Below are 18,078 nucleotides of genomic sequence, written 5' to 3' on the forward strand. Positions count from 1 at the left end.
CCGGGCGCGCCCATCCCCTTCATCTTGCCGAAAATATCCCCGCCGGAGGCTCCCGCAGCCGCCACCCGCGCACCGGGGTCAATCGTCCACCGGACGGATCAGCTTGCGTTCGAGCACCCGAAGCACCACGGGCAATTCATGGCCGCGCTTCAGAACCTGCCCGTCCATGCCGATGACCGAATACATGCCCTGGCGGCTCCTGAGCCGCGGATGCTTCTCGATCCGGTAGATCGGGAACTCCGCGGCGCGGCGGAAGACCGAGAACACCGCCATGTCGCGCAGGAAGGACAGGGCGTAGTCGCGCCACTCGCCCGCCGCCACCATGCGCCCGTAGAGTCCGAGGATCTGGCCAAGCTCCAGACGATCAAATGAAACCTGCTCGGGCGGGGAAGGGGAGGCGCGGAACGGGGTCGGCGTCTGGACCGTCATAAGAGAAATGTTACATTCGTTTGGCAACAAATCAAGCCTGCCGGCGCTTTGGCGCCGCGCGCTCAGCGGAATGTGCCCTGACAGTACCAGCCGCCCGAGACCGCGCCGCCATGGGCGAAGAACAGCCAGAGCCGCTCGCCCGTCTCCACCTCCACCCGCCAGTAGTCGCGGGTGCCAGAGCGCCAGTCGGGCTCGTCGAGCCACCATTCCGGCGCGATCCGCTCCGGCCCGGTGGCCGCGGTGGTGACGAGGTCGCGGCGGCGCCAGCGGAACCGCGCGGGCGGCATCGGGTCCTCGGGCGCGGCGAGCGGCTCGGGGCGGAAGATCACCAGCGGCCGCGGGGTACGGGGCGGCGGCCAGTCGACGGCGGGCTTCGACCAGGCGGCGGGCAGGATCTTCGCCGATTTCTCCGGGATGTGGCTGTCGGCCGGCGCGAGCCGGGTGATCGCCTCCATCCCCACCCGCGCCCCGAGCTTCGAGATCAGGTCGTCGAGCGCGGTCTCGGCGGCGCTGCGCCCCGGCGCATCGCCGGGATCGTTGGGGCCGCGGACCTGGCGGGCATGGACCGGCTCGGTTACATGCGCCTCGAGCCGCAGCATGTCGATGCCGAAGCCGGGGTCGACCTCGTCGAGCTTCAGCATCAGGAGCGGGCGCAGCCGGTCGGGATCGGCCGAGGGCCGGGCGAGGCCGAGCTCGATCTCCTGCATCGACTGGTCGGCGCGGAACAGTTGCAACCGCACCCGCCGCGCGCCCCGGCCCTTGTCGCGGAGCCGCGCCGCGAGCGCGGGCAGGAGCCGGTCGATCCCGGCCATGATGTCCTCCGCGAGCCCGATCGGGTCGGGCAGCGTCAGCCGCACCGCGAAATGCAAGGGCGCGCGGGCGGGCGAGACCGGCTCGGTCTCGACCCCAAGCGCCTGGTCGAGTCGGCGGATGAGGCCGAGGCCGAAGCGCCGCGACAGCGCGGCGCGCGGCATTCCCATGATGTCGCCGACATGGCGCAGCCCGAGCCGGGCGAGGCCATGAACCGTGTCGTCGTCGATGCGGAGCGCGGCCAAGGGCAGCGGCGCGAGGCTCTGCCGGAGCTGGCCGGGGGCCGAGATCCGGGCCTGCGGCACCGGCGGCATCTCCGGCACCGGCGCCGGGCCGCCGCGGATCCAGTGCCGCTTGGCTGCGCGTGACCGCGTCGCCCGCGCCTCCTGGTCGATGGCGTCGCCGTTCCTGACCCGCGCCGCCTCGCGCCCGGCATGGCGCGCGAGCGCCCAGGCCGCGCCCACCGTGTCGGCGATGCCGGCCTCGACCGTCAGGCCGAGCCCGGCGCAATCCTCCGCCACCGCGCCCAGCACGCCCTCCTCGCCGCCGAAGAGATGCGCCGCGCCGGACAGGTCGATCACCAGCCCCTCGGGCGGCTCCTCTGCGACCCAGGGGCTGAACTTGCCGGCCCAGCGGCGGAGCGCGGTGAGGAACTGCGCCTCGGCGCGGGGATTGCGGAACCGGGTGACAAGCGCCGGGCTCATCGCCAGCGCATCGCGCAGGGGCTGGCCGCGATAGAGCCCCTCGGCCTCGGCGGCGGCGGTGAGCGAGGTCAGGACCTGGCGGTTCGCCTCCTCGCCGACGACGGCAAAGGCCGGGGCCGGCATGCCGCGCATCCGGCGCACCAGCCGTTCGGCGCCGAGACGGGGGAACCAGAGCGAGAGAATCCGGCGTTGGACCATGAGGGCGACATAATGTTCTTGATATGTTCCATATTACCCTCCGCCCCGGCCGGAGTCGAGTCGCTCAGCCGCAGCGGATTGCGGCAATCATCCCGTCGGCGCCGATCTCGACGTTCAACCGGCCGGGGTTGTAATCCATCGTGACCGCCTCGTCCGGGTGAACCACCCGCACCGGCTCATCGAGCCCGGTTGGATCGAAGGCATTTTCCGGTTGCCCGACAAGATGTTGCAGGCTTTCGGCCGAGCAGGTCGCCTCGGCAGGGACGGCCGGACTCGCCGGCGCCTCGACGCAGGCGGCCAGAAGCGGAATCGCGAGGAAGATGGCAGAAGCTTTCACTGGAATGTCGTTTCCCGAATTGCATTGGCGGCGAGTATGCCACAGGGTCTGACGAGCACAACAAGACGATGGGAGGATCCCCGATGCGTACCCGCGCCGCCGTGGCCGTTCAGGCCGGCAAGCCCTTGGAAATCATGGAGGTGAACTTGGCCGGCCCGAAGGCTGGCGAGGTCCTTGTGGAGATCAAGGCCACCGGCATCTGCCACACCGACGAATTCACGCTCTCGGGCGCGGACCCGGAAGGGCTCTTCCCGGCGATCCTCGGCCACGAGGGCGCGGGCGTCGTCGTCGATGTCGGCCCCGGCGTCACCAGCCTGAAGAAGGGTGACCATGTCATCCCGCTCTACACGCCGGAATGCCGGACCTGCCCGTCCTGCCTTTCCCGCAAGACCAACCTCTGCACCTCGATCCGCGCGACTCAAGGACAGGGCCTGATGCCGGATGGCACGTCGCGTTTCTCGACCCTGGATGGTGACCCGATCCTGCATTACATGGGCTGCTCGACCTTCTCGAACTACACGGTCCTGCCCGAGATCGCGCTCGCCAAGGTGCGCGAGGACGCGCCCTTCGACAAGATCTGCTACATCGGTTGCGGCGTGACCACCGGCATCGGAGCGGTGATCAACACCGCGAAGGTGGAGATCGGCGCGACGGCGGCGGTGTTCGGCCTCGGCGGCATCGGCCTCAACGTGATCCAGGGCCTGCGGCTTGCGGGCGCCGACAAGATCATCGGTGTCGACCTCAACCCGGCCAAGAAGGAAATGGCCGAGAAGTTCGGGATGACCCATTTCGTCAACCCGAAGGACTGCGAGAACGTCGTCCAGGAGATCGTCAACATCACCAAGACCCCGTTCGACCAGATCGGCGGCGCGGATTATTCGTTCGACTGTACCGGCAACGTGAAGGTGATGCGCGACGCGCTCGAATGCACCCACAGGGGCTGGGGCCAGTCGATCATCATCGGCGTCGCCCCGGCGGGCGCCGTGATCGAGACGCGGCCGTTCCAGCTCGTCACCGGGCGGGTGTGGAAGGGCACCGCCTTCGGCGGCGCGCGCGGGCGCACCGACGTGCCGAAGATCGTCGACTGGTACATGGAGGGCAAGATCGAGATCGACTCGATGATCACTCACCAGCTCAAGCTCGACGAGATCAACAAGGGCTTCGACCTGATGCACGCGGGCGAGTCGATCCGCTCGGTCGTGGTCTACTGACCGCGCGCAACTGCGGGGAACCTTCCCGAACGGAAAGGCAAGGCTTCGACCGCCTTGCCTTTTTGTGCCGGACCTCCGGATTTGGTCAGTTCCGCGCCCCGGCTTCCGCGCCGAAAGCGGACTTGACGAAGTCCTCCTTCATCAGATGCGCCTTCATCGCCGGCAGGCCGACCGCCTTGAGCGACAGGATCGCGGCGTAGATCAGCGTCGCTGAGGCCAGCGCATCAAGGAACCAGCCGATGGCGTCGCCCGGCGGGCCGAGCCTTGCCGGAAGCCCGGCGAGCGCCGGCACGGTCCAGAGGCCCGTCAGTGCGTGAAGCGCCAGCGCGATCCAGAAGCCGGCGCAATAGGGGCAGTGCCATTGCCCGTAGAGTGCTCGCAGCGGGCCCGGCAATCGCGCCAGAAGCGCGTTGAACCAACTGCCCCATTCCGGCAGCTTCTCCCAGATCAGGATGTGTAGGGCGGTTCCGATCAGCACGAGTTCAAAGGTCATCTTGAGTTCCTGTTTGTGTTGTTGATTAGTTAGCCTGACTTACTTGTAGGCTCAAAGTTTAAGCAGCCGGGTCATGCCGGCGCGGGGCCGTCGAACACGGCATCCAGTTTCCGGCGCTCGGTGTCGGACAGGGAGTCCAGAAGCGTCCGGGCGGCGGCGGCATAGACGGTTTCGCCTCGCCGGAGCATGTCGATACCGGCTTCGGTCAGCAGGATGTGCTGGGCGCGGGCGTCGTACTGGCACGGGATCCGCGTGACAAGGCCACGCTCCTCGAGCTTCACGACCATCGCGCTGGCCGAGGCCTTGCGGACCCCCATCTCGTCGACCACGTCCTGCAGGTGCTGGCCGTGATCGTGCCTGTCGGTCTTCCGTGCCTCCTGCTCGCGGATGGAGCGGAGATATTCGAACTCGCTGTGGCTCACGCCGGATGCTCCGCCCTGCATCGCCCATTGGCGATGGGCGTGGCGGTGGACGAGTTCGATCAGCCTTGCCAAATCCATTGCGCCCCCCCCCCCCGTTGGTAAGTCAGACATCCTAACTAATGGGCGCGCGGGAAAAGTCAAGCGAGGGAACGAATATCGGCTAGCTGTCGGCCGGAGCCCGCGGATGAGCCGTGCGGAAAGAGGCGAATGAACGGTTTTTCAACCAGACGCCTGATCGTCGAGACCTGGGCGGATGCGATTGCCGCCGAGCCCGCGCGATCCCGGCTCGTCGACGAATTGAAGCGGCTGCTGACCCCCGGCGTTCTGGAGCATCTGCCCGAACCGCTTCAGATCGCGCCCGGTGCGGGGGCCGTTGCGCTCTGGGTGGCGGGGCGGGGCCGCGAGGCCGCGGTCTACACCGTCCGTCATGCGGCGCAGGGGCATCTGATCGGGCTTCTGATCCTGGCCGAGTTCGCCGACGAGGGGGGCGGCGCGGCGATGCACCTCGGCTACCCGCTCGCGGAACCCGAGTGGGGCAAGGGATATGCGAGCGAACTGGTGGCCGGGCTCGTGGACTGGCTCGCCGAGCAGGGGCGGCCGGTCACGCTCCTCGGGGGCGTCGCAAATGGCAATCCCGCCTCGGCGGCCGTGCCGCGGAAGGCGGGTTTCAAGAGATCGGACGCGCTATCGGACCGCGACACCGACATGTATATCCATTGTCCGGTCCAGGCTGCGGTGTAGAGCGCGGGCACCACGATGGGCGGCTTGCCTGGACGGCGTCACCCGCCGCGCGTCTCGATCCTCAGCAAGTCGCCGCAATGCTTGCAATGCACCGCGTCCGGGTCATGCCGCGTCAGCCCGCAGCTCGGGCAGGGGTGATGCACGCGCGACGGGGTAAAGACCGCGCCGGCCAGGCGCAGGAACAGCGAGACGCCGACCACCATGATCACCACCGCGGCGAGCTTTTCCCCCGGCGTGTTCGGTGTCAGGTCGCCATAGCCCGTCGTGGTCAGGGTGGTGACCGTGTAGTAGAGCGAATCCACATAGGCTGCGGAACCGCCGCGCTCCGCAAAGAACAGGAAGACCGCCGAGGTCGTCACGAAGACGAAGATGACCAGGTTGAGCGACGCCACCAGCGCATCCTCGTGTTCGCGGAAGAACCGCCAGTCTCTCCGCAGGTCCTGCAACAGGTATTCCGAGTGGCCCAGCCGGATGCCGCGCAGGATGCGCAGGAAGGTGAGGTCGAGACTAAACAGCGGGTCCAGCAGCAGCGACAGAAGCACCACAAGATCGGCGAGCACATAGATGCGCCCCAGATGGCGCCAGCGGCTGTCGGAGATCCAGAACCTGAAAAGGAAATCGACCGCGATCACGAGTGCAAGCGCCGTATTGACCGCGCGTAGCGCCGGCGACGCGGGCAGCGGGACCGAGATGATGAAATAGACGACGGTGGCGAGGTCGAACAGGATCAGGCCGTAACGCAGCCGCCGCGCGGCCGGCGACTGGCCGGTGTAGAGTTCGATCACGCGCGCCTTCAGCCGCTCCATGCTGCACTCTCCCTATCGGGCCGGATCATGCCGGAGCGCCCGAGACCGCCCGTCAGAGCACAGTACAGATTCCGCTGCCCGCGTCATCGAAATCCTCCGTTGTCGCTGCCGCAAGCCATTGGCGGAGAGCGGCGATTCACGGCGACCCCGTGCGCGGCAGGAACCGGTGCGAACCTTCGCGTCTCCGCCTCCGGTGCGCGGGGTACCTTGCGGCTGCGCACCGGGCGGCCGAATATCGGGGCGAACAGTGATGAGGCCGGACAGATGAACATACGACCAGCCACACCCGACGACGACGACGCCATCTGGGCGATCCTTCGGCCCGTCATCGAGGCGGGCGATACCTTTGCTGCCGACCCGAGGGGCGGGCGCGAAGGCGCCTTCGCCTACTGGCGCCCGGCCGGTGCCGTCAATTTCGTCGCCGAATCCGAGGGGCGGGTGCTCGGCACCTCGTATCTCAGGCCGAACCAGAAGGGCGGAGGCGCGCATGTGTGCAATGCCGGCTACTGCACGACCGCCGCGGCCCGCGGCAAGGGCGTGGCGCGGGCGCTGCTGGCGCATTCGCTCGATGAAGCTCGCAGGCAGGGATACCGGGCGATGCAGTTCAACTTAGTCGTCGCCACCAACACCCGTGCCATCGCGATCTGGGAAGGCGCGGGCTTCGCCACCGTCGGGCGGCTCCCCGGCGCCTTCCTGCATCCGCGCGAGGGCTATGTGGACGCGCTGGTGATGTACCGCGATCTGTGACAGGGTGCGGGCCATGACAAATTCCCCCGAAAGGCAGTCCTGATGGCGCGCGCCGACATTCCGCTTCTGGCCGTCCTCATCGACGCCGACAACGTCGTCGCCCGGCATGCCGAGGCGATATTGAAGGAGATCACCGCCTATGGCGAACCGGCGCTGCGCCGGGTCTATGGCGACTGGTCCAATCCCCAGCTTGGCGGCTGGAAGGAGAAGGCGCGGGCGCTCGGCCTCGTCACCCACCAGCAGTCGGCCAATACCAAGGGCAAGAACGCGAGCGACATCGGCCTCGTGATCGACGCGATGGACATCCTCCATGCCGGCAAGTTCGACGGCTTCGTCCTGGTCTCGTCCGACAGCGACTTCACGCGGCTCGCGAGCCGGATCCGCGAGGACGGGCTCGAGGTGATCGGCATCGGCGAGGCGAAGACCCCCGAGGCCCTGCGCAACGTGTGCAACCGCTTCGTCTTCATCGAGAACATCGTCGAGGAGGAGCCGCCCGCGAAGGGCGCCGCCGCACCGAAGTCGGAGGCCAAGCGGCCGCCGATCGAGGCGATCGACCTGATCGTCAAGGCGATGGACAAGATCGACCAGGAGGACGACTGGTATCTCCTCGGCCTCATCGGCCAGCGCATCACCGCCGACAATCCCGATTTCGACACCCGGACCTACGGCAAGCGCAAGCTTTCGGACCTCGTCACAGACCTGAAGCGCTTCGAGACCAAGCGCGAGGGCAACCACGTCTACGTGCGGCGGGTGGACTAGGGGCGCTTGACGCCGTAGCGGGCGAGGAACATCTCGACCGCCCCCTTGGCCACACGCTCGCGGTCGGCCCGCGTGAAGTCGCGTTTGATGCCGAAGCTCACCAGCGTGAAGATGTCGGCCTTGCAAAGCTCGGCGAACTGGTCGGCGGCGAGATAAACGTCCTCGATCGCGAGTTCGCCGCGCGCCACCGCGCCGTTGAAATAGGCCGCGAGACGCTCGCGCACCCGTGCCGGGCCGCTTTCATAGAACTGTCGGCCGAGCTCGGGAAAGCGCTCGGCCTCGGCGATGCAGATGCGGAAGACGGCGCGGCCGATCTCCGAGACCGAGAAGTCGATGATCCGCCGCGCGGCTTCGGGCAGGACGCATTCCGGCGGCGCGGTGAGGTTGGCGAGCGCCTCGGCCTCCTGCTGCTGGCGGTGGCATTCGCCCTTGGCGACCTCGATGAAGAGGATCCGCTTGTCCGGGAAGTAGCTGTAGAGCGTGGCCTTGGAAACGCCCGCCTCGGCGGCGATGTCGTCGACGCTCGCGCCGTCGAATCCGTCGCGCAGAAAGACCTTCCGGGCGCCTTCGAGCACCTGGTCGAACTTGCGGCCGCGTTTGACGGTCACGGCTTCGGGTGTCGCTACCATTCTTCTCCTCCGGGCCCGGATGATAGACCGCGCCGCATCGCGGCGGCAAGGCGGGGAGGGGCGCGACGGGCGGGATCGCCCGTCGCGGCGTCGAAGCGATGCATCAGCCGCCTTGCACGCAGGACGTGCCGGAAGGCGACGTGATGGTTGCGCAGCCGCGCGTGGTCTCGGTCGGTGCGGTCGGAAAGTCGAGCCGCGGCAGGTCGACGGAGAAGCCGAAGGCGAGGCTGGGCGTGGCTGTCAGGACAAAGGCGAAGGCGGCAAGTGCGGGGCGGAAACGGGGCATCGAATCTCTCCGAACTGAACGGTTTCGTTTCGTGGGTATTTTCTAAACTGATACGTTCAGATATACAAGAAATAAATGAACCAAACCGTTCAGTTCATGCATAACACCCCGTCTTGCCGCCCCCGCCGCCGCCGCCTAGGTTGATCCCGTTCCAGAGGAGTGTGTCATGATCCCCGGCCTCGCCAACCGCCGCAGATTCTCGGACCTGAGCGAGCAGGAAGTGCTCGCGCTCGCGATCTCGTCGGAGGAGGACGATGCGCGGATTTACCGGACCTATGCCGAGAGGCTGCGCACCGACTATCCCGCCTCGGCCGAGATCTTCGAGGCGATGGCGCGCGAGGAGGACAAGCACCGCCACTGGCTGATCGAGCGCCACCGCGCCCGGTTCGGCGAGGTCATCCCGCTCATTCGCCGCGAGCATGTGGCCGGGTTCTACGCCCGTCGGCCGGTCTGGCTGGTGGAAAACCTCGGGCTCGAGCGAATGCGGACCGAGGCCGAGGCGATGGAGCGCGAGGCCGAGGCCTTCTACCGCCGTGCCGCCGCCGCGACGCAGGACGCCGAGACGCGCAAGCTTCTCGGCGATCTCGCGGCCGCCGAGGCCAAGCACGAGAAGAAGGCGGGCGACCTCGCCGAGACGCATCTCGATGCCGAGGCACGGGGCGAGGAGGACCGCGCCGCGCACCGGCAGTTCCTGCTGACCTGGGTGCAGCCGGGGCTTGCCGGGCTGATGGACGGTTCGGTCTCCACTCTCGCGCCGATCTTCGCCACCGCGTTTGCGACGCATGACCCGCACACGACGCTGCTCGTCGGGCTTGCCGCCTCGGTCGGCGCCGGCATCTCGATGGGTTTCACCGAGGCGGTCCATGACGATGGCGTCCTTTCGGGGCGCGGCGCGCCGTGGAAGCGCGGCGTCGCCTCGGGGGTGATGACGGCGCTCGGAGGGCTCGGCCATGCGCTGCCTTATCTCATCCCGGATTTCTGGACCGCGACCGCCATTGCCATCGCCGTGGTCTTCGTCGAGCTCTGGGCGATCGTCTGGATCCAGAACCGCTTCATGGAGACGCCGTTCTTCCGCGCCACCTTCCAGGTCGTGCTCGGCGGCGCGCTGGTCTTCGCGGCGGGCGTGCTGATCGGCGGCGGATAGGGGGCGCGATGTATTCCAAGGACCAGCTCCGCTACGAGCCGCTGCCGCTCCCGGACCGGGTGGAACTGCCGGAGGCCGAGGCGCTGAAGGCGGCCGAGGCGTTCCGCGCCTACATGGCCCAGCGCCACACGGTGCGCGACTTCCGCCCCGATCCGGTGCCCGAAGCGGTGATCGCGGCCTCTGTCGCGGCCGCCGGCACCGCGCCCTCGGGGGCCAATCACCAGCCCTGGCATTTCGTCGCCATCGCCGATCCGGCGATGAAGGCCGAGATCCGCGCCGCCGCCGAGGCCGAGGAGGAGAGCTTCTACGCCGGCGGTGGCGGCGAGGAATGGCTGAAGGCGCTGGAGCCGATCGGCACCGGCGCCTCCAAGCCGCATCTGGAGATCGCGCCCTGGCTGATCGTTGTCTTCGCGCAGCGCTACGGCGTCACGAAGGAGGGTGAGCGTTACAAGAACTACTACGTCCCCGAGAGCGTCGGCATTGCCACCGGTCTCCTGATCGCGGCGCTGCACCATGCCGGGCTCTCGGCCCTGACCCACACGCCCAACCCGATGCGGTTCCTGAATGCGCTCTGCGACCGGCCGGAGAGCGAGAAACCGGTGATGATCCTCGCGGTCGGCCATCCGGCGGCGGAGGCGACCGTGCCGGCGGCGGCGAAGATCAAGAAGCCGCTCGCCGAGATCCTGACCGTGCGGCGCGGCTGAGGTGCTGGCTACCGTCCGCGGCCCGTGCTAGGCGCGACGGCGATGCTTGCGATCTTTCTCAAGACCTTGCCCTTCTTCGCGCTGATCGGCCTTGGCTGGGCCGCCGGGCGCGTGCGGGTCTTTCCCGAGGCCGCGAGCGAGTGGCTGACGCGCTTCGTTTTCTACTTCGCGCTCTCGGCGATGCTGTTCCGCTTCGCCGCGACCCTGCCGCTCGCCGAGATTTTCGACGCGCGGTTCGCGGCGGCCTATCTCGCCGGCTGCCTCGCGGTCTATCTCCTCGCCACGCTCGTCGCGCGGACCCGCGGCCGGCCGGCGACCGAGGCCGCGGTCGAGGCGCAATGCGCGGTGATCGGCAACACCGGCTTTCTCGGCGTGCCGATGCTGACCGCGATCCTCGGGCCGAAAGCGGCGGGGCCGGTGCTCATGGTGCTTGCGATCGACCTCATCGTCTTTTCGAGCCTGATCACCCTCATCATCACCGCCTCGCGCGAGGGCAAGGTCTCGCCGCGCATCGGGGGCGCGCTGGCGCTCGGCCTGATGAAGAACCCGATGATCGTTTCGATGGCTGCGGGCATGGCCTTTTCGGCCGCGCGCCTGCCGCTGCCTGCGCCGGCCGAGGAGTTCCTGGCACTCCTCGGCGCGGCGGCCACGCCTTGCGCACTTTTCGCGATCGGCGCCTCGCTCGTGTCCAAAACGGCCGAAAGGATGTCTGTTGCGGTCTGGCTTTCCACCGCGAAGCTGGTACTGCATCCCTTGGCGGTGGCCGTCGCGGCGCTTCTCGTCTTCGGGGTGGAGCCCGAGGCGGCGGGGGTGATGATCGCGGCGGCGGCCCTGCCGGTGGCGGGGAATGTCTACATCCTCGCCCGCCATTACGGGGTCGCGCCGCAGCGCGTCTCGGCCTCGATCCTGATTTCCACGATGGCAAGCATCGTGACGGTTTCACTGGTGATCGGCTGGATCACCGGCGCGTAAGAAAGGAAGACCATGCAGACGGTTTCGGAAAACAAGTCCTTCGGCGGCATCCAGGGGGTCTACAGCCACGCCTCCGACGCCTGCGGCTGCGACATGACCTTTGGCCTCTTCCTGCCCGAACAGGCGGCGGAGGGGCCGGTGCCGGTGCTGTGGTACCTCTCGGGTCTGACCTGCACCCATGAGAACGCGATGGTGAAAGCCGGCGCGCAGGCCTGGGCTGCCGAGGCCGGCATCGCGCTCGTCTTCCCCGACACCTCCCCCCGCGGCGAGGGCGTGGCCGACGACGAGGCCTATGACCTCGGCAAGGGCGCTGGCTTCTACGTCAACGCGACTGAGAAACCCTGGGCGCCGCATTTCCGGATGTGGGATTACGTCACCGAGGAACTGCCGAACATCATCACCGCGAACTTCGCCATCGCCGAGGATCGCCAGGCGATCACCGGCCATTCGATGGGCGGGCATGGCGCGCTGACCATGGCGATGCGGCTGCCGGGGCGGTTCCGCTCGGTCTCGGCCTTCGCGCCGATCGCGCATCCGAGCCAGTCGGACTGGGGCCGGAAGCAGCTCGCCGCCTATCTCGGCGCCGACGAGAGCCTCTGGGCGCCGCACGATTCGACGCTCCTGATGAAGCGCCTCGGCTTCGACGGGCCGGTGCTGATCGACCAGGGTTCCAAGGACCAGTTCCTCGAGCTTCTGAAGCCCGAGGCGCTGGCGCAGGCGATGATGGAGCGGCGCCAGAACGGTACCTTCCGGATGCAGCCGGGCTATGACCACAGCTACTTCTTCGTCTCGAGCTTCATGCACGACCACATCGCCTTCCATGCCGAGGCGCTCTACGGGAACTGAGCCATGTCGCAGTACGATCTGATCATCATCGGCTCCGGTCCGGCCGGGAAGGCGGCGGCGATCCAGGCCGGCAAGCTCAAGCGCAAGGTGCTGGTCGTGGACCGCAAGGATCGCCTCGGCGGCGTCTCGGTCCATACCGGCACGATCCCCTCGAAGACTCTGCGCGAGACCGTCCTCAACCTCTCAGGCTGGCGCGAGCGGTCGTTCTACGGCCTTTCCTACCGGGTGAAGGAGGACATCAGCTCCGACGACCTCAAGAACCGGCTCCACAAGACGCTCGACTACGAGGTCGACGTGCTGGAGCACCAGTTCAATCGCAACCATGTCGAAACGCTGCTCGGCTCGGCGAAGTTCATCGGCCCACAGAAGATCGAGGTGGCGACCCAGGCAGGAGAGACGGTACAGCTTACCGCCGACAAGTTCCTGATCGCCACCGGCACCAAGACCTACCGGCCGAAGGACGTGCCCTTCAACGGGCGGACCGTGGTGGACAGCGACGAGTTCCTCGAACTCGGCCAGTTGCCGCGCTCGCTCTGCGTCATCGGCGCCGGCGTGATCGGGGTCGAATATGCGACGATGTTCACCGTGCTCGACGTCCGGGTGACGCTGATCGAGCCGCGCGAGAGCTTCCTTGACTTCATCGACCGCTACACGATCCAGGAATTCACCCATCAGGTCCGCGAGAACGGGCTCGACCTGAGGCTCGGATCGGCGATCGAGAAGATCGAGGACGCGGACACCCATGTCGAGGTGAGCCTCGCCAATGGCCGCCATGTGCGGACCGAGATGCTGCTCTACGCTGCCGGCCGGAACGGCGCGACCGACGCGCTGAACCTCGCGGCGGTGGGACTCGAGACCGACCATCGCGGGCGGCTTACGGTGGACCGCAAGACCTACCAGACCGCGGTGCCGCATATCTATGCCGCCGGCGACGTGATCGGCCACCCGTCGCTCGCCTCCACCTCGCTGCAGCAGGGCCGGGTCGCGGCCTGCCACGCGCTCGAAACGCCGACGCTGCCGGAAAGCCCGTGGTTCCCCTACGGGATCTACTCGGTGCCCGAGATTTCCACCTGCGGCATGTCCGAGGAAGAGGCGCAAGGCCGGGGCATCCCCTACGAGGTCGGCATCGCGAGGTTTCGCGAAACCTCGCGCGGCCACATCATGGGTCTTGAGCACGGGATGCTGAAGATGCTCGTCAGCCTCAAGACGCGGCGGCTCCTCGGTGTGCAGATCGTCGGCGAAGGTGCGACCGAGCTCATCCACATCGCTCAGGCGGTCTTGAACCTGAAGGGCACGGTCGACTATTTCGTCGAGAACACCTTCAACTACCCGACGCTCGCCGAGGCCTACCGAATCGCCGGGCTCGACGCCTTCAACCGGATGCCGATCCCGGAGGAATACAAGGTGCCGCGCACGAAGGCGAAGGCCAAGCCGTGAGCCTCTACGTCGACGCCGATGCCTGCCCGGTGAAGGAGGAATGCCTGCGCGTCGCCGAACGGCTCGGCGCGCGGGTCTACATGGTCTGCAACGGCGGCATCCGCCCTTCGGCGCATCCGCTGGTGGAGACGGTCTTCGTCACCGAAGGCCCCGACGAGGCCGACAAGTGGATCGCCGAACGCGCCGGGAAGGGCGATGTCGTCGTGACCGGCGACATTCCCCTCGCGGCGAAATGCGTGGCCGCCGGCGCGCGGGTCCTCAAGCACAACGGCGAGGCGCTGACCGAGGCCAATATCGGCAACGCGCTCGCCACGCGAGACCTCATGGCCGACCTCCGCGCCGCCGACCCGTTCCGGCAGGGCGGCGGACGGGCGTTCTCGAAACAGGACCGCTCGCGCTTCCTCGACGCGCTCGACCGGATGATGCGCGCCGCCGCGCGCTAGCGCGATGTCGCGGGTAGGCGAGACACGACGCATTCGCGCCGGCGATATGGGATCATGGGACTTGCCGAAGCTGATAGCGCCCGTCAGACCGAGCTTCGGGTGACGGGCATCGCCAGCGTCATTGGCGCGATGGTCCTGTTCTCGATCAACGACATGACGATCAAGTTCCTGAGCGGCGATTACGCGCTGCACCAGGTGGTTCTGGTGCGCTCTCTCGTCGCGCTGGCGATGCTGCTCGGTGTGATCGTGCCGCTCGGCGGCGGCTACCGGATGCTCCGGACCCGGCGGCTCGGCATGCACGGCCTTCGCGGGCTCTGTGTCGTTGTTGCCAACAGCGCCTTCTTCGCCGGCCTCGCCGTGCTGCCGCTTGCCGACGCGGTGGCAATCTTCTTCATCAGCCCGCTCCTGATCACCGTCCTCTCGGTGGTCCTCCTGGGCGAGACGGTCGGCGCGCGGCGCTGGGTCGCGGTCATCGCCGGTCTTACCGGCGTCGTCGTGATGCTGCGGCCCGGCAGCGCGGCGTTTCAGCCTGCCGCGATCCTGCCGATCGCGGCGGCGGTGGCCTATGCGATGCTCGCAATCCTGACGAGGAAGATCGGCGGCACGGAGCGCGCGATCACGATGGCAGTCTACATCCAGCTCGTTTTCATCCTGGTCTCGTCGGCAATGGGCCTGGCCTTCGGTGATGGCCGGCTCGCCGACGGCGGTAGCGGCCCGATAGCCTTCCTGTTTCGCGAATGGGTCTGGCCGCCGGGTTCTGACTGGCTGGTCCTTGTCGCGCTCGGTGTGGCAAATGGCCTGGCCGCGCTTCTGGTCAGCCAGGCCTACCGGCTGGCCGAGGCGGCGCTGATCGCGCCGTTCGAGTATGTGGCGATGCCGCTCGCCGTCTTTTGGGGCATTGTCGTTTTCGGCGAATGGCCCGACGGCACGACTTGGGCCGGGATCGCGTTGATCCTCGGCGGCGGGCTCTACCTGTTCTTGCGCGATGCCACGGCGCGGCGGCGGATCGCGGCGCGCCGGCCGCCTCCGGCCCGATGAGCGGGGCTTCCCTTTCCCGTACCGCCCGTTAGTGTCGGCCGCGAGGCGAGAGGAGGAGGCGCGGATGTCCCGGCCCGAGGCGGTGGTGTTCGATATTGGCAACGTGCTGATCCAGTGGCAGCCGGAGCGGTTCTACGACACGATCATGGCGCCCGCCGACCGGGTCCGCATGTTCGCCGAGATCGACCTTCACGCGATGAACGAGGCGGTCGACGCCGGCGCGCCGTTCCGCGACACGATCTACGACTGGGCGGCGCGCCACCCCGAATGGACGGACAAGATCCGGCTCTGGCATGACAACTGGCTCGACATGGCCTCGCCGGCGATCCCGCAGTCGGTGCGGCTCCTTCGGGCGCTGAAGGCGCGCGGCGTGCCTGTCTTCGCGCTTACGAATTTCGGCGACGACACCTTCGCCCATGCTGCACCGCACTACCCGTTCCTGGCCGAGTTCGACCGGCTTTATGTCTCCGGCCGGCTCAAGGTCACCAAGCCCGATCCGCGGATCTACGCGATCGTCGAGGAGGACTGCGGCATCGCCCCCGACCGGCTCCTCTTCGCCGACGACCGGGCCGAGAACATCGAGGCGGCGCAGAGGCGCGGCTGGCAGGTTCATCATTTCGACGGGCCGGCGGGCTTTGCCGCCCGGCTCGTCGCGCTGGGATTGCTGAACGAGAAGGAGGCGTCATGACGATCGCGATCATCGGACCGGAGGTCGAGGCGAAGCTCGACTGGATCAGGCTGACCGAGGCGCTGGAGGCCGGTCACCTACTGCCGAGGGCCGAGGTCGGCGACACGGTTTTGCGGCGCGGCGCCGATACGCTCCTCACCCGCTCGGCCTGGATCGACGGTATGGGGCTCGCGGTCAAGGCTGCGACGATCTACCCAAAGAACCACCGGTTCGGCCTGCCCAATCTCAACGGCATCGTGGCGCTCTTCGCCGACCGCGACGGGCTGCCGGAGGCCTATATCGACTTCGGCCTCGTGACCAAGTGGAAGACCGCCGCCGACAGCCTCCTCGCCGCGCGTCGGCTGGCGCGGCCGGATGCCGAGACCTTCCTGATCGTCGGCGCAGGCACCGTCGCCGCCTCGATGGTCGAGGCCTATTCCGCCGCCTTCCCGAAGGCGCGTTTCCACGTCTGGACCCGGTCGGAGAAAAGCGCCCGCGCCTTCGCCGAGACGACCGGCGCCACCCCTGAGCCCGACCTCGAGGCGGCGGTGCGCAGGGCCGACGTGATCGCCACCGCGACAATGGCGACCGAACCGATGATCCGCGGCGCCTGGCTGAAGCCCGGCACCCATCTCGACCTGATCGGCGCCTACCGACCCGACATGCGCGAGGCCGACAGCGAGACCCTCACCCGTGCCCGCGTCTTCGTCGATGCCCGCGCCACGACGATCCACCATATCGGCGAGCTGATGGTGCCGATCGCCGAGGGCGCGATCACCGAGGCCGACGTGATCGCCGATTTCTACGACCTCGCCTCAGGCGCCTTCACCCGAAGATCCGACGACGAGATCACGCTCTCGAAGAACGGCGGCGGCGCCCATCTCGACCTGATGACGGCGCGCTACATTCTCGACGCGGCGCAGGGCTGACCCCCCACTTTCTGTCCGGAAATACTCCGGGGGTCCGGGGGCAGCGCCCCCGGCCTCGCCGCCCTCACGCCGGCAGGGCCGCCATGCGCCGCTCCCGCACCGGCAGATGCACGATCGCCGAGAACGCGCCAACCGCCACCCCGACCCACCAGACCAGCGTGTAGTCGCCGTAGGTGTCGTAGAACCTGCCGCCGAGCCAGACGCCCATGAAGGACCCGATCTGGTGCGACAGGAACACGATACCGTAAAGCGTGCCCATGTAGCGCAGCCCGTAGATATGGCCGACAAGCCCCGAGGTCAGCGGTACCGTGGCAAGCCAGAGCGACCCCATGCCGAGCGAGAACAGCACCACAGTCAGCGGCGTGATCGGGAACAGGATGAAGAGCGCCGCGAAGAGCGTCCGCCCGGTATAGACCCCGGCGAGGACGTATTTCTTCGGGTAGATCCGCCCGAGCCAGCCCGCGGTCAGCGTGCCCGCGATATTGGCGAGCCCGATCAGTGCGATCGCCGCCGCCCCGAGCGCCGAGGTCGAGGTGATCCCGATCGCCGCGAGCGGGCTCGCCGGCGAGATCGGCCCGCACATCTCGGTCACCATCGCCGGGAAATGCGCGACCATGAACCCGAGCTGGTAGCCGCAGGAAAAGAAGCCGAGGAAGATCAGCGTGAAGCTCGGATCGCGGAACGCCTGGCGCAGGGCCGCGGCCATGGAAACGTCGGCCCCCGATGTCACCGACGGCTCCGGCGCCCGCATCAGCGGCAGCACCGCGATCACCGAGAGGATCGCTGCCGCGAAGATCAGGAACACCGTCTGCCAGGGAAAGTGCGAAAGCAGGATCTCGGCCACCGGCGCCGAGAGCACCTGGCCGAGCGATCCCGCCGCCGTGGCAAGCCCGAGCGCGAGCGAGCGGTTCTCGTCCGAGGCGGCGCGGCCGACCACCGCGAGGACGACGCCGAAACCGGTCCCGGCGATGCCGAAGCCGACGAGGATCTCGAGCATCTGATGCGCCTCCGGGCTCACCGCCCGCGCCGAGAGGACCAGCCCTGCCGCGTAGCAGAGCGCGCCGAGGATCACCGCCTTGCGGTCGCCGAACCGCTCGGCGATCGCGCCGAATAGCGGCGCGCCGATTCCCCAGGCGAGGTTCTGGACCGCGATGGCGAAGCTGAACTCGGATCGAGGCCAGCCGAACTCGGTGGCAACGGGGATCTGGAACACCCCGAAGCTCGACCGGATCGCGTTCGAGACCAGAAGGATCAGGAGGCCGGCGACCAGCACCGGCGTGATGAGGGGGGCTCGGCTCTGCATGGCGTCTCCTCGTGCCGGGCGAC

The 18,078-nt window shown here is 68.0% G+C and carries 22 protein-coding genes; 13 read left to right on the top strand and 9 right to left on the bottom strand.

Translation table 11 applies throughout. The features are described from left to right. Nucleotides 1-78: 78 nt before the first annotated feature. The 3 genes from OM960_RS03750 to OM960_RS03760 all read right to left on the bottom strand — a co-directional run bounded on the left by OM960_RS03750 (nt 79) and on the right by OM960_RS03760 (nt 2,478). Nucleotides 79-429 carry a DUF2794 domain-containing protein gene (locus tag OM960_RS03750; protein WP_263335509.1) on the bottom strand — a complete coding sequence of 117 codons (351 nt, stop codon included), beginning with the start codon at nt 427-429 and terminating at the stop codon, nt 79-81. Between the two features lie 62 nt (nt 430-491). Next, nucleotides 492-2,141 carry a Y-family DNA polymerase gene (locus OM960_RS03755; protein ID WP_264771103.1) on the bottom strand — a complete coding sequence of 550 codons (1,650 nt, stop codon included), beginning with the start codon at nt 2,139-2,141 and terminating at the stop codon, nt 492-494. A gap of 64 nt (nt 2,142-2,205) precedes the next feature. Continuing rightward, nucleotides 2,206-2,478 carry an I78 family peptidase inhibitor gene (locus OM960_RS03760; protein ID WP_263335506.1) on the bottom strand — a complete coding sequence of 91 codons (273 nt, stop codon included), beginning with the start codon at nt 2,476-2,478 and terminating at the stop codon, nt 2,206-2,208. Between the two features lie 83 nt (nt 2,479-2,561). On the opposite strand from OM960_RS03760, the gene OM960_RS03765 reads away from it, so the two are divergent. After that, nucleotides 2,562-3,689 (top strand): S-(hydroxymethyl)glutathione dehydrogenase/class III alcohol dehydrogenase, encoded by a 1,128-nt coding sequence (locus OM960_RS03765; RefSeq protein WP_263335504.1) that lies wholly within the window; start codon nt 2,562-2,564, stop codon nt 3,687-3,689. Nucleotides 3,690-3,774: 85 nt separating this feature from the next. Here OM960_RS03765 and OM960_RS03770 read toward each other — a convergent pair whose 3' ends face one another. Next, nucleotides 3,775-4,182: a hypothetical protein gene (locus OM960_RS03770; RefSeq protein ID WP_263335502.1), complete on the bottom strand. Its 408-nt coding sequence runs from the start codon at nt 4,180-4,182 to the stop codon at nt 3,775-3,777. A 71-nt stretch (nt 4,183-4,253) separates the two neighbouring features. Beyond that, nucleotides 4,254-4,682: a MarR family winged helix-turn-helix transcriptional regulator gene (locus OM960_RS03775; protein WP_263335500.1), complete on the bottom strand. Its 429-nt coding sequence runs from the start codon at nt 4,680-4,682 to the stop codon at nt 4,254-4,256. Between the two features lie 129 nt (nt 4,683-4,811). Here OM960_RS03775 and OM960_RS03780 point away from each other — a divergent pair, with 129 nt between their 5' ends. Continuing rightward, the gene (locus OM960_RS03780) at nt 4,812-5,345 is read left to right on the top strand and encodes a GNAT family N-acetyltransferase (RefSeq protein WP_264771104.1); all 534 of its coding nucleotides are present in this window, start codon (nt 4,812-4,814) and stop codon (nt 5,343-5,345) included. Between the two features lie 38 nt (nt 5,346-5,383). Here the strand turns inward: OM960_RS03780 and OM960_RS03785 are convergent, their stop codons facing one another. Further along, entirely contained in the window at nt 5,384-6,151 is a 768-nt protein-coding gene (locus tag OM960_RS03785) for an ion channel (protein ID WP_264771105.1), read from the bottom strand. A gap of 264 nt (nt 6,152-6,415) precedes the next feature. On the opposite strand from OM960_RS03785, the gene OM960_RS03790 reads away from it, so the two are divergent. Together OM960_RS03790 and OM960_RS03795 are read left to right on the top strand one after the other, a co-directional pair. Then, a complete protein-coding gene (locus tag OM960_RS03790; protein ID WP_263335495.1) occupies nt 6,416-6,898 on the top strand; it encodes a GNAT family N-acetyltransferase in 483 nt (160 codons plus the stop codon). 42 nt (nt 6,899-6,940) lie between these two features. Next, on the top strand, nt 6,941-7,657 hold the full coding sequence (locus OM960_RS03795; protein ID WP_263335494.1) for an NYN domain-containing protein: 717 nt from the start codon (nt 6,941-6,943) through the stop codon (nt 7,655-7,657). Here the strand turns inward: OM960_RS03795 and OM960_RS03800 are convergent. Next, entirely contained in the window at nt 7,654-8,286 is a 633-nt protein-coding gene (locus tag OM960_RS03800) for a TetR/AcrR family transcriptional regulator (RefSeq protein ID WP_263335493.1), read from the bottom strand. The two genes, OM960_RS03795 and OM960_RS03800, sit on opposite strands and share 4 nt — an antisense overlap. A gap of 103 nt (nt 8,287-8,389) precedes the next feature. Beyond that, nucleotides 8,390-8,572 (bottom strand): hypothetical protein, encoded by a 183-nt coding sequence (locus tag OM960_RS03805; RefSeq protein WP_263335492.1) that lies wholly within the window; start codon nt 8,570-8,572, stop codon nt 8,390-8,392. Between the two features lie 166 nt (nt 8,573-8,738). Between OM960_RS03805 and mbfA the strand changes: the two genes are divergently transcribed. From mbfA to OM960_RS03850, 9 genes are all read left to right on the top strand, one after another. After that, entirely contained in the window at nt 8,739-9,716 is a 978-nt protein-coding gene (mbfA, locus tag OM960_RS03810) for an iron exporter MbfA (protein ID WP_263335491.1), read from the top strand. Nucleotides 9,717-9,724: 8 nt separating this feature from the next. After that, a complete protein-coding gene (locus OM960_RS03815) occupies nt 9,725-10,420 on the top strand; it encodes a nitroreductase family protein (RefSeq protein ID WP_264771106.1) in 696 nt (231 codons plus the stop codon). A 42-nt stretch (nt 10,421-10,462) separates the two neighbouring features. Further along, a complete protein-coding gene (locus OM960_RS03820) occupies nt 10,463-11,392 on the top strand; it encodes an AEC family transporter (RefSeq protein WP_264771107.1) in 930 nt (309 codons plus the stop codon). A gap of 12 nt (nt 11,393-11,404) precedes the next feature. Beyond that, the gene (fghA, locus tag OM960_RS03825) at nt 11,405-12,238 is read left to right on the top strand and encodes an S-formylglutathione hydrolase (RefSeq protein WP_263335488.1); all 834 of its coding nucleotides are present in this window, start codon (nt 11,405-11,407) and stop codon (nt 12,236-12,238) included. 3 nt (nt 12,239-12,241) lie between these two features. After that, nucleotides 12,242-13,675 (top strand): Si-specific NAD(P)(+) transhydrogenase, encoded by a 1,434-nt coding sequence (gene sthA / locus OM960_RS03830; protein WP_263335487.1) that lies wholly within the window; start codon nt 12,242-12,244, stop codon nt 13,673-13,675. Continuing rightward, entirely contained in the window at nt 13,672-14,118 is a 447-nt protein-coding gene (locus OM960_RS03835) for a YaiI/YqxD family protein (protein WP_264771108.1), read from the top strand. The genes sthA and OM960_RS03835 overlap by 4 nt, the downstream gene beginning before the upstream one ends. A 54-nt stretch (nt 14,119-14,172) precedes the next feature. Beyond that, a complete protein-coding gene (locus OM960_RS03840; RefSeq protein WP_263335485.1) occupies nt 14,173-15,156 on the top strand; it encodes a DMT family transporter in 984 nt (327 codons plus the stop codon). A gap of 64 nt (nt 15,157-15,220) precedes the next feature. Then, the gene (locus OM960_RS03845; protein ID WP_263335484.1) at nt 15,221-15,844 is read left to right on the top strand and encodes an HAD family hydrolase; all 624 of its coding nucleotides are present in this window, start codon (nt 15,221-15,223) and stop codon (nt 15,842-15,844) included. Continuing rightward, nucleotides 15,841-16,752 (top strand): ornithine cyclodeaminase family protein, encoded by a 912-nt coding sequence (locus OM960_RS03850; RefSeq protein WP_264771109.1) that lies wholly within the window; start codon nt 15,841-15,843, stop codon nt 16,750-16,752. Before OM960_RS03845 ends, OM960_RS03850 begins: the two co-directional genes overlap by 4 nt. Before the next feature lie 64 nt (nt 16,753-16,816). Here the strand turns inward: OM960_RS03850 and OM960_RS03855 are convergent, their stop codons facing one another. Beyond that, nucleotides 16,817-18,055 (bottom strand): MFS transporter, encoded by a 1,239-nt coding sequence (locus OM960_RS03855; RefSeq protein ID WP_263335482.1) that lies wholly within the window; start codon nt 18,053-18,055, stop codon nt 16,817-16,819. Nucleotides 18,056-18,078 lie beyond the last annotated feature (23 nt).

The sequence above is a fragment of the Defluviimonas salinarum genome, from assembly GCF_026013545.1.
Classification (GTDB): domain Bacteria; phylum Pseudomonadota; class Alphaproteobacteria; order Rhodobacterales; family Rhodobacteraceae; genus Albidovulum; species Albidovulum salinarum.

What these genes read in the sequence shown, in the direction of transcription:
- OM960_RS03750 (WP_263335509.1), bottom strand. Translation starts at nt 429, where the DNA reads ATGACGGTCCAGACGCCGACCCCGTTCCGCGCCTCCCCTTCCCCGCCC.
- OM960_RS03755 (WP_264771103.1), bottom strand. Translation starts at nt 2,141, where the DNA reads ATGGTCCAACGCCGGATTCTCTCGCTCTGGTTCCCCCGTCTCGGCGCC.
- OM960_RS03765 (WP_263335504.1), top strand. Translation starts at nt 2,562, where the DNA reads ATGCGTACCCGCGCCGCCGTGGCCGTTCAGGCCGGCAAGCCCTTGGAA.
- OM960_RS03770 (WP_263335502.1), bottom strand. Translation starts at nt 4,182, where the DNA reads ATGACCTTTGAACTCGTGCTGATCGGAACCGCCCTACACATCCTGATC.
- OM960_RS03775 (WP_263335500.1), bottom strand. Translation starts at nt 4,682, where the DNA reads ATGGATTTGGCAAGGCTGATCGAACTCGTCCACCGCCACGCCCATCGC.
- OM960_RS03780 (WP_264771104.1), top strand. Translation starts at nt 4,812, where the DNA reads ATGAACGGTTTTTCAACCAGACGCCTGATCGTCGAGACCTGGGCGGAT.
- OM960_RS03785 (WP_264771105.1), bottom strand. Translation starts at nt 6,151, where the DNA reads ATGGAGCGGCTGAAGGCGCGCGTGATCGAACTCTACACCGGCCAGTCG.
- OM960_RS03790 (WP_263335495.1), top strand. Translation starts at nt 6,416, where the DNA reads ATGAACATACGACCAGCCACACCCGACGACGACGACGCCATCTGGGCG.
- OM960_RS03795 (WP_263335494.1), top strand. Translation starts at nt 6,941, where the DNA reads ATGGCGCGCGCCGACATTCCGCTTCTGGCCGTCCTCATCGACGCCGAC.
- OM960_RS03800 (WP_263335493.1), bottom strand. Translation starts at nt 8,286, where the DNA reads ATGGTAGCGACACCCGAAGCCGTGACCGTCAAACGCGGCCGCAAGTTC.
- OM960_RS03805 (WP_263335492.1), bottom strand. Translation starts at nt 8,572, where the DNA reads ATGCCCCGTTTCCGCCCCGCACTTGCCGCCTTCGCCTTTGTCCTGACA.
- mbfA (WP_263335491.1), top strand. Translation starts at nt 8,739, where the DNA reads ATGATCCCCGGCCTCGCCAACCGCCGCAGATTCTCGGACCTGAGCGAG.
- OM960_RS03815 (WP_264771106.1), top strand. Translation starts at nt 9,725, where the DNA reads ATGTATTCCAAGGACCAGCTCCGCTACGAGCCGCTGCCGCTCCCGGAC.
- OM960_RS03820 (WP_264771107.1), top strand. Translation starts at nt 10,463, where the DNA reads ATGCTTGCGATCTTTCTCAAGACCTTGCCCTTCTTCGCGCTGATCGGC.
- fghA (WP_263335488.1), top strand. Translation starts at nt 11,405, where the DNA reads ATGCAGACGGTTTCGGAAAACAAGTCCTTCGGCGGCATCCAGGGGGTC.
- sthA (WP_263335487.1), top strand. Translation starts at nt 12,242, where the DNA reads ATGTCGCAGTACGATCTGATCATCATCGGCTCCGGTCCGGCCGGGAAG.
- OM960_RS03840 (WP_263335485.1), top strand. Translation starts at nt 14,173, where the DNA reads ATGGGACTTGCCGAAGCTGATAGCGCCCGTCAGACCGAGCTTCGGGTG.
- OM960_RS03845 (WP_263335484.1), top strand. Translation starts at nt 15,221, where the DNA reads ATGTCCCGGCCCGAGGCGGTGGTGTTCGATATTGGCAACGTGCTGATC.
- OM960_RS03850 (WP_264771109.1), top strand. Translation starts at nt 15,841, where the DNA reads ATGACGATCGCGATCATCGGACCGGAGGTCGAGGCGAAGCTCGACTGG.
- OM960_RS03855 (WP_263335482.1), bottom strand. Translation starts at nt 18,055, where the DNA reads ATGCAGAGCCGAGCCCCCCTCATCACGCCGGTGCTGGTCGCCGGCCTC.